This is a genomic window from Salipiger sp., from assembly GCF_048261495.1.
Lineage (GTDB): Bacteria > Pseudomonadota > Alphaproteobacteria > Rhodobacterales > Rhodobacteraceae > Salipiger.
On record NZ_JBLXFX010000012.1, the window covers coordinates 93183 to 102546 of the forward strand.

The following is a 9364-nucleotide window of genomic DNA, read 5'->3' on the forward strand; positions in this document are numbered from 1 at the left end:
CCACTCCGGATCGGGGGGCTTGGCTGAGTCTTGCACGAAGGAACCGATAATGCAAACTTATCGGACATGATGGGGACGGGCAGGTGGGGGCGGTTCTTGCGTTTCGATATGGCGGAAAGCGCCGTGGCGTGGCAGGGTGCGGGGATGACCCCGGATCGTGCCGACCCACTCGAGACCACGGAAACCCTAGCCGCCTTTCCGGCCCGGGTCACGCAGGCGCGCGGCGAAACGCTGGAAGATGTGGCCTTTCTGTCGGGCGCGGCGCTGTGCCGTCTGCATGTGGTGTTGGCGCGGGTCGAGACTCCCGGGACCTTGTTGAGGGACAGGCTGGCCCTGCGCGCCGCCGAAGCCTGCGTGGCCTTCTCGGGCCGTCCGGAGCGGGCGGCGGACCTTCGCGACGCGGTGCATCTGCTGCGCCCCGGCGACCTGCCGGGCCCGGCGGGAGAAACCGCGCTGAGCTGGCGCCGGGCGGTGGAGCGACCGGTTTCGGCCGCCGGGATGCACCGGGCTCTGCCGTTGTTGGAGGCGACGCGGCTTGCGGCATGGCTCGACACGGGGTCGGGCGCGCCGGTGAGCCGGGCGACGCGCTCGTGCTTCTGCATCTGATTTTCCCGCCGCGGGCGCTTCAACTCGGCATGCAGATCGTGAACCGTATCCCTCGGCTCAGATCATGTGCTTGGCCAACAATCGCGACAGCGTCGATGCACCCTGCCCGGGTCCTCAGCGATTTCCCGCCTCGTCCGACCGCTGGTTTGCGCCCGCCACACCGCTTCTCGTCGAAACTTAGGCGCCGGTCTCTCCCCGTGTCACATAAGAACACCTCCTGCTTCCTCGGTTGGTGCTCTCCACTTTGCACGAGCAAATTCGGAGGGCCGGAGCCAGTTCTTTGGCGGAGCGGTCGTGCGTCTTCATCGGTTAGCTGCGGCCCTGATCGATCAGGGCCTAGGCTTCGGCCCGCAGGGCCCGGCCCGAGCCGACGATCATCCCGGCAACCGTCAGCAACCCGGCGCTGCAGAAAAAGGTGGCCGAGATCCCGAGATTGTCCAGCAGCGTCCCGCCGATGGTGGCCCCGAGCAGGATGGCGAGCTGTATCGCGCCTACCATCAGACCGCCGGCGGCCTCCGGCGCATCGCCCACCTCCTGCGTGACCCAGCCCATCCAGCTGATCGGCAAGGCGGTGTTGATCGCACCCCAGACCGCGAGCAGGATCGCGACGAGGCTCAGCACATGGCCGAAACCCAGAAGGGCCAGCGTCGCCGCCGCCATGGCCAGCGGAAGGCAGCGCAGCAGGGTCATGACGTGCCCGTTGGTCAGCCGCCCCCCGAGGAAGGTGCCGGCGAACCCGGCACAGCCCAGCACCAGCAGCATCATCGACAACATCTGCACCCCGACCTCCGAGACTGTCTCGAGGAACGGACGCAGGTAGGTGAACATTGCGAAGGCCCCGGAGAAGGTGAAAAGCACCGCGATCAGAGCGCGGGTCATGTAGGGGCGGCGTAGCACCCGCCATATGGAGCGCAGACTCTGGCTTTCCCGCGCGGGTAGCGAGGGCAGCGCGACGGCCTGCCACAGGAGGTTTGCCGCGACGATCGGCACCAGCAGCCAGAACACGCCGCGCCAGCCGATCACCTCGCCGAGGTAGCTACCGACGGGTGCGGCAAAGGCCGCGGCGGTGGCCTGTCCCGCGAACATCATCGCGAGCGCGCCGGATACCCGGTCGGCAGGCACCAACCGCATGATGACGGCCGTCGACAGCGACCAGAAGCCGCCGATGGAAACACCCAGAAGGGCCCGCGCGATCATCAGCACGACGAAGTTCGGCGCCGCCGCGATCATCACCAGCGACACCAGCATCAGAGCGGTCATCGTCAGGAGAACCGATTTGCGGTTCAGCCGTCCGGCGGCGGTCGACACCAGCAGGCTGGCCGCCACCGCGAAGAAGCCGCTGATGGAGACGGCCTGTCCGGTCTGGCCGTCGCTGGCCTGCAGGCTTTCGGCAATCGGGGTCAGCAAGCTCACGGGCATGAACTCCGACGCGATCAGCAACGCGACGCAGAGTGACATGGACAGAACCGCGCCCTGGCCGTTTGTCGGCCGCAGGTCGAGGGTGGAGGAGGTGTTCATGATGGTCCTCTTGATTGGCATGGCACCCCTAGGCTGCCCCTCCTCCCCGGACGGCAGCAAACAGGGCGCGGTCGATTGTCAGGCAGGCAGGCCGGAGACTTTGCCATACCGGCACTCGGGCGCCGCCGCGCTGGTGAAGCAGGTAACCGGAGACCGGCCGCAAACAATATTCGCCACGCGAAGTCTGTCATGAGCGTGATTCACTAGTCAGGCCCGGGGGGCCATATATATTGGGACGACGGGCGTTGCTTGCCCGTGCAATTTGCAAGAGATAACGAAAAATGCTGCGGGACCACATCACCGACCTGATCGCCTTTGCGGCCGTCGCGCGCGAACGCAGCTTCACGCGGGCGGCGGGTCAGCTCGGCGTGTCCCAATCCGCGCTCAGCCACACCATCCGGTCGCTGGAGGAAAAGCTGGGGATGCGGCTGCTCACCCGCACGACTCGGAGCGTGTCCACCACCCCGGCGGGGGAGCGGATGCTCAAGACCCTGGTGCCGAACCTCGAACAGATCGAGGCGGAGCTGCGCGGACTGGCCGAAATGCGGGACACCCCGGCGGGCACCATCCGCCTCACCGCCCCGGATTTCGCCGTCGAGGGCCTGCTCTGGCCCAAGCTGATGCCGGTCGTCCGGGCCTATCCGGATGTGAAGCTCGAGATCATCGTCGATTACAATCTGACCGATATCGCCTCGGAGCAGTTCGACGCCGGGGTGCGCTACGGCGATCGTGTCTCGGAGGGGATGGTCGCCCGGAGGATCGGCCCCGACGTCCGGCTGCTCTGCGTGGCGACGCCCGCCTATTGGGAGGCCCGCGGCCGTCCGCAGGTTCCGCAAGATCTCATGGAGCACAATTGCATCAACGTCCGTCTGCCCTCGCACGGCGGCCTCTATGCCTGGGAATTCGAGAAGGACGGCCGGGAACTGCGCATCCACACCCCCGGCCAGCTCGTTTTCAATGCCATAGGGCCGATGATCGCCGCCACGCTGGATGGCATCGGGCCCTCGTTCATGCCGGATTTCCACGTGGCCGACCATCTGGCATCGGGCCGGCTCGAAGCCGTTCTGGAAGGCTGGTCGCAGCCCTTCGGCGGGCTGCACCTGTTCTATCCGAGCCGGCGGCACGCTTCCCCCGCCTTCAAGCTGCTGATCGAGGCGTTGCGCTACCGCGACTAGGGATCGGCCCACGTTGCGGGCCTCGAAGACATCGCGCGCCATGGGCAGGGCGGAAAAGATATCGGGCCAGGCGGCGCAAATACGGGGTGCTCCCCGAGATGGCGTCGCGCCGCACTTGCGGAATACCGCGCTGCCGATGGCAGTGATGAACATCGCCCATGAATGGCGCCGGGAGGTCATGCGCAGCCCCATCCGCACCGGTCGCTTCGGCGGGTTCGAGCCGCAGGCTGCAAAGGGATTGATGAGCGATGCTCAGCAAAGTCTTCGGAAAATCGCGCATTATCCGGCCGTCCCGTGATGCTTAGCGTTTAGAGCGCGACCCGATCAGAGGAGCTTTCGCCATGCCGACCCGACACGCCCGACCCTGCACGGGCGCCATCAGCCTAACATGCCTCTTTTCCCTCGCCATGGCGGGACAGGCCGGCGCCGGCGAACGCCACCCGATCCTTGCGTCGGATCGGCAGGACTGGACGGTCGAGGTCGTGTCGAACGATCTCGATTACCCGTGGGACATCACGCGGGACGGTGGGACCCTCTACATCACCGAAGCCGCCGGTTCGGTTCTGCGCGTCGTGGAAGGCGATCTGACCCGCATGCCGCTTTCGACGTCCCGACCGATCTATCGCGAAGGCGGCCGCGGCCTGCTGGGCATGGCGCTGTCCCCGACCTTTGCTCAGGACGCAACCGGCTATTTCTACCACAGCGAGGAAGAGGCGGACGGGTCATCCAACCGGGTGATCGCGGCGCGGTTCGACGGCGAAGCCTGGCAGGAAACCCGCGTCCTGATCGACCGGATTCCCGGCCATCGTCTCTACAACGGCGGTCGGCTCGGTTTCGGCCCCGACGGGATGCTCTACATCACGACGGGCTGGACGGAGGACCGCCAGCGGCCGCAGGACCCGGAGAGCCTGGCCGGCAAGATCCTGAGGATCGCGCCGGACGGCGCCATCCCTGCGGACAATCCCCGCGCGGGGTCGCCCGTCTGGTCGCTGGGGCATCGCAATCCGCAGGGGCTCGCCTGGAGCCCGGACGGAGCATTGTATGCCGTTGAACACGGTCAGTCGGCGCATGATGAGATCAATCTGATCATGCCGGGTGGCAACTACGGCTGGCCGATCATTCAAGGCGATGAGCAGCGCGCGGGCATGACAGCCCCATGGGTTCACTCCGGGCGCAGGACATGGGCCCCCTCCGGCGCTGCCTTTTCCGGGCCGGAACTGCTGATCGCAGCCCTGGGCGCGGAGGGCCTCTTTGTCGTGGACGAGGCTGCGGGAACCCTGAAACCCGTGGTGTCGACCGGCGAGCGCTACCGCGATGTCGAAGCCGTGGGCGCCGACCTCTGGGTCATCACGACCAACCGCTCTCCTCGGGGCGAGGGGCCGTCTGCGGACCGGCTCCTGCGCCTGACCCTGGACTGACGGCGAACCCCCGCCCGATGTACGACGCCGCCCCGCCGGACCCGTGGGGCGGAAGCTTTTCCCGATCCTCAAAATGGAGCTTTTCGAAAATGACGGACCTCGAACGAAACCCCAAGTCCGGCGGCATCGACCGCCGTACGGTGCTGCAACTCTCCGGAGCCGGTCTGGCTGCCGCGACATTGGCGGCGACATCTGCCTCGGCCCAGTATACCGGGACCTGGGACAAGGTGTTTCCCCCGAACGACCGCGTGGACCATCGCAAGGTTCGCTATGCCAACCGCCTCGGCATCGAGCTGGTCGCCGACATGTACATGCCGCGGGACCTCGACACGACGCAGCGCCACCCTGCGCTGATTGTCGGGCACCCCTATGGCGGGGTTAAGGAACAGACCGCAGGGCTCTATGCCCAGACCATGGCGGAGCGCGGCTTTGTCACCATCGCGCATGACGCCTCCTTCAACGGTGAAAGCGGCGGGCAGCCACATTTCATCTCCTCCCCGGAAGCCACGGTCGAGGATTTCAGCGCCGGGGTCGATTTCCTGGGGCGGCAGGCCTTTGTCGACCGCGACCGCATCGGTGTCATAGGGGTCTGCGCAAGCGGCGGTTATTCCCTCGCCGCCGCGCAGATCGACACCCGGATCAGGGCCGTCGCCACGGTCAGCATGTATGACATGGGCGGCGCAAAATGGGCCTGGGGCGGCACGCCGATGACCGACGAGGACCGCATCCGCAGCCTGACCGAGATCGGCGCGCAACGCTGGGCCGAGGTCGACGGGGCGCCCGTCCGCTACGGGGCGCTGCCCGATGTCCTCACCGAGGACACCGATCCGATCACGCGGGAGTTCTTCGACTACTACCGGACGGCGCGTGGCGCGCATCCCCGTGCGACGACCGCGATGGCCGTATCCGGAGATCCCTCGTACCTGCATTTCCACCCGTTCGATCACCTCGACCGGATCTCTCCGCGCCCGGTCCTGTTGATAGCGGGAGAAAACGCGCATTCGCTGTTCTTCAGCGAGCAGGCGTTCGAGAGCGCTTCAGAGCCAAAGGAACTGCATGTCGTCGCAGGTGCCGGTCACGTCGATCTCTACGACAAGGTCGACCTGATCCCTTGGGACAAGCTGCAATCGTTCTTCGAACGGCACATGACGGTCTGACCGGGACGTCGCCCGCCACGACGGGGACAGGGACGCTTCCGTGCGTCCCGGCCCCGGATGACCGGGGCCGTGGCGCCCCGGCGTCCGGCCCCATCCGTCACATTTTCCCGATCCGGCCGCTTTTTTGCGGGTTGAGCAGCATGGCACGCTTATTGCACCAATTGCCCCCGATCACGGGAAGAGGAGAAACGTGTCGTGAAACATGACAGCCATTTCAGAAACGCCGTCGTCCTGGGTGTCGCGATAGTCGCGACCACCCTGGGCAGCGCGGGCGCCAGGGCACAGGATGCCGCGAGTTGGCCGGATCACACGGTCGAACTGATTTCCAACAATTCGCCCGGAGGCGCGACAGACATCCTGTTGCGGGAACTGGCCGAAGGCGCCAAGGAGATCACAGGGCAGGAATTCGTCGTGATCAACCGGCCCGGCGGAAACGGCGCCACCCAGATGAGCGCCATCGCCGCGGCCAAACCCGACGGCTACACCCTCGGGGCGGTGACGCTGACCCATCTGACCAACATGATGACCTCGTTGAAGGGAACCTTCGACGAGAGCGACTTTTCCAACATCGTCGGCCTTCAGACGGAATCCCACCTGCTGGTCGTCAATGCCGACAGCCCGTTCCAAACCTTCGAGCAGCTTCACGACGCGGTTGCCGCACGAGGCGAACCGCTGGTCCTGGCCGGGGCGGGGGCGGTCAACTCCGCGGCAAGCATCGGTGCGATCCTGTCGGTAAAGGGCGCCGGGGTTCCGTTCAGCTGGGTCAGCCACCAGACCTCCAGCGAGGCGATGACCGCGGCCCTCGGCGGGCACGCCGAAGCCGCGATCGCCCTGCCGAGTACGGCGCGCGAATTCGTGGACAGCGGTCGGATGCGCGCGCTGGCGGTGATCGGGCCCGAGAGCCTGCCCGCCTATCCCGGTGTGAAAACTGTACAGGACATGGGCTACGATGTGTTCGGAGACTGGCAGATGTATCGCGGCATCTACGGCCCCGCGGGAATTCCGGACGATCTTCGTAACCGCATTGCGGATGTGCTGATCGAAGCCACCGAAAGCGACCGCTACCAGAAATACGTCGAAACACGCGGCTTTACACCGTCCCGTGTACGGCCTGCGGAGTTCGACAAGATGGCGACGGATCTCAAGGGACTTGCCGAGACCGCGATGATAGAGGCCGGCATCCTGCCCGCCAAGTGATACCGGTAAGGGTATCGGTGATCGTGCGGCGTCCCGAGCCATCGGTACGCCGCACGATCCTCGGCCCGTCCTTCTGGTCAAACCCGAAACCAAAGGCTGCAGACATGAGCGATAAAGCCCTGAAACCGGAGGCGCATGCCCCGAGCGGGGAGCCCCGGAACGGCATAACGCTGGAGGTCCGGACAAGGCTTCCCGATCTGGTGGTGGCGGCGGCCATACTGGCCGCCTTCGTCGCCTACACGATTGCGGCGCTGCGGATCCCGGCACCCTACACGAACGACGACGTCGGGCCGGGGGCCTTTCCCCTGATGGTCGCCGTCTTCGGTGTCCTCGGGTCGCTCGGACTGGCGGTCGGCCCGTTGCTGGGGATGATCCGTGGCACGCCTCAGGACACGGTGATCATCAATCGCTATCCGCAGGTCTTTGCGGCGGCGCTGCTGCTGATGCTCGGCGCGGTCCTTTTCGACAGGATCGGCGCCGTCGCCTCGCTCGTGCCGCTCGGCCTCGCGATGCTGTGGCTCGGCGGCGAGCGCCGGGTCATGCAACTCATCATCGTGCCCGTGGCGCTGGCGGCCGGCGTTTACGCCGCTTTCGCCTACGGTCTCGACGTCCCGCTCCCCTGAAGGACTTTTCCCATGGACGCTGTCATCGCCGGATTCGGCTCTTTCGGAACCCTCGGCATCTGGATTGCCTTGGTGATCGGCCTGATCATCGGGTACTTCATCGGCGCGGTGCCCGGCCTCGGGCCGTCTCTCGGGATCGCCCTGCTGATCCCCTTCACCTACGGGATGGACCCCCGGTCCGCGCTGGTGATGCTCATCGCGCTTTACATGGCGGCGGAGTACGGCGGGGCGATCACCGCGATCCTGCTCAATTCGCCCGGCACGGCCGCGGCCGTGCCGACGTCTTGGGACGGCTATGCGTTGACCCGCAAGGGCAAGGCGGAACTGGCGCTGGCCGTGTCCATCATTTCGTCCTTTGCCGGGGTGCTGACCAGCGCGCTGTTGCTGATGCTGACCGCCGTGCCGCTATCCGAGGTGGCGCTCAAGTTCGGTCCGGCGCAATACGCGGCGCTGGCGCTGGCCGGGCTTTGCTTGGTCGCGTTGATCTCGGAAGGCTCGATGGTGAAGGGGCTGGTGGCGATCACCCTTGGCCTCGCCCTCGCGACGGTGGGGATGGATGTGCAGACCGGAGTGCCGCGCTTTTCCCCCAGTCCGGATTTCTTCGAGGGTCTGCCTCTGGTTCCGGTCCTGCTCGGCCTCTATGCGTTGTCCGAAGTGCTGTTCATGATCAGCGAAGGGCCAAGCGGAAAGAAACCGACGGAACACCTTGCCCGGATGCTGACCCTGCCGCTGTCGACCCTGCGCCGGCTGAGCGCGCCGATCCTGCGCAGTTCGCTCATCGGTTACGCGTTGGGGGTCATTCCGGGGGCAGGGACGGTGATAGCCTCCTTCGCCTCCTACGGGATTGCCAAGCGAATCTCGAAAACCCCCGAAGACTTCGGCAACGGTAGCCTCGAAGGCATCGCGTCTTCCGAAGCGGCCAACAATGCCGCGGTGTCGGGCAGCCTCGCGCCGCTGCTGGCGCTCGGGATTCCCGGGTCGGGCACCGGGGCGATCCTGATCGGGGCGTTGATGATCCACGGGCTGCAGCCCGGCCCGCTGCTGTTCACCCGCAATCCCGAGATTCCCTACACCATCATGGCCTCGCTCTTCGTGGGCGCACCGCTGATGTTGCTGGTCGGTCTCGGCGGAGGCGGGCTCTGGGCACGCGTCACCGCGCTGCCGCGGCAAGTCATCGCGACCGCCGTATTCCTGGTCTGCATCGTCGGCGCCTACGCGTCGGAAAACGCGATGTTCCCGGTCTATGTCATGTGCGCCTTCGGCGTGATCGGCTACATCTTCCGGCTGTTGCAGATCCCGCTGGCGCCAGTGGTGCTTTCGCTGATCCTGGGAGAGATGCTCGAGGTGAATTTCCGCCGGGCCTTCGTGCAGGCGCGGGGAGACATGTCGGTCTACCTGACCGATCCCCTGACGATGATCCTGCTGGTCGGCTGCGTGCTGTGCTTCGCGGGACCCGCCTGGTCCTGGCTGCGGTCGGCCTCGGCCCGGCCCCGGGTCCGTCACGATCCCTGAGATCTGCCCCGGAACGAATAAGGCCCGCCATCACTGGCGGGCCTTTGGTGTGCGGGGTGTCGGGGTCAGAGCTTTTTGGTCAGCTCCGGCACCGCTTCGAAGAGGTCGGCGACGAGGCCGAAGTCGGCGACCTGGAAGATCGGGGCCTCTTCGTCCTT

At 66.2% G+C, this 9364-nt stretch carries 9 protein-coding genes and 1 pseudogene; 8 read left to right on the plus strand and 2 right to left on the minus strand.

From position 1 onward, the window contains the following. Positions 1–144 precede the first annotated feature (144 nt). A pseudogene (locus ACN0RJ_RS19615) lies at positions 145–582 on the plus strand (DUF1403 family protein); the annotation flags it as partial. A gap of 360 nt (positions 583–942) precedes the next feature. Here ACN0RJ_RS19615 and ACN0RJ_RS19620 read toward each other — a convergent pair. Beyond that, a complete protein-coding gene (locus tag ACN0RJ_RS19620; protein ID WP_417725379.1) occupies positions 943–2124 on the minus strand; it encodes an MFS transporter in 1182 nt (393 codons plus the stop codon). Positions 2125–2405: 281 nt separating this feature from the next. Between ACN0RJ_RS19620 and ACN0RJ_RS19625 the strand changes: the two genes are divergently transcribed. From ACN0RJ_RS19625 to ACN0RJ_RS19655, 7 genes are all read left to right on the plus strand, one after another. Continuing rightward, positions 2406–3299 (plus strand): LysR substrate-binding domain-containing protein, encoded by an 894-nt coding sequence (locus ACN0RJ_RS19625; RefSeq protein ID WP_417725380.1) that lies wholly within the window; start codon positions 2406–2408, stop codon positions 3297–3299. A 145-nt stretch (positions 3300–3444) separates the two neighbouring features. Continuing rightward, entirely contained in the window at positions 3445–3597 is a 153-nt protein-coding gene (locus ACN0RJ_RS19630; RefSeq protein ID WP_417725381.1) for a hypothetical protein, read from the plus strand. Between the two features lie 109 nt (positions 3598–3706). Further along, positions 3707–4717, plus strand: a complete 1011-nt coding sequence (locus ACN0RJ_RS19635; RefSeq protein ID WP_417725382.1) for a PQQ-dependent sugar dehydrogenase — start codon at positions 3707–3709, stop codon at positions 4715–4717. A gap of 89 nt (positions 4718–4806) precedes the next feature. Then, positions 4807–5874: an alpha/beta hydrolase gene (locus tag ACN0RJ_RS19640; RefSeq protein ID WP_417725383.1), complete on the plus strand. Its 1068-nt coding sequence runs from the start codon at positions 4807–4809 to the stop codon at positions 5872–5874. 195 nt (positions 5875–6069) lie between these two features. Next, complete coding sequence (locus ACN0RJ_RS19645; RefSeq protein ID WP_417725384.1) at positions 6070–7071, plus strand: tripartite tricarboxylate transporter substrate binding protein; 1002 nt, start codon at positions 6070–6072, stop codon at positions 7069–7071. 104 nt (positions 7072–7175) lie between these two features. Then, positions 7176–7694 (plus strand): tripartite tricarboxylate transporter TctB family protein, encoded by a 519-nt coding sequence (locus ACN0RJ_RS19650; protein WP_417725385.1) that lies wholly within the window; start codon positions 7176–7178, stop codon positions 7692–7694. Positions 7695–7706: 12 nt separating this feature from the next. Then, positions 7707–9206, plus strand: a complete 1500-nt coding sequence (locus ACN0RJ_RS19655; RefSeq protein ID WP_417725386.1) for a tripartite tricarboxylate transporter permease — start codon at positions 7707–7709, stop codon at positions 9204–9206. 65 nt (positions 9207–9271) lie between these two features. Here the strand turns inward: ACN0RJ_RS19655 and ACN0RJ_RS19660 are convergent. Further along, the coding region (locus ACN0RJ_RS19660) for an electron transfer flavoprotein subunit alpha (RefSeq protein ID WP_417725389.1) at positions 9272–9364 on the minus strand (93 nt) is incomplete at its 5' end.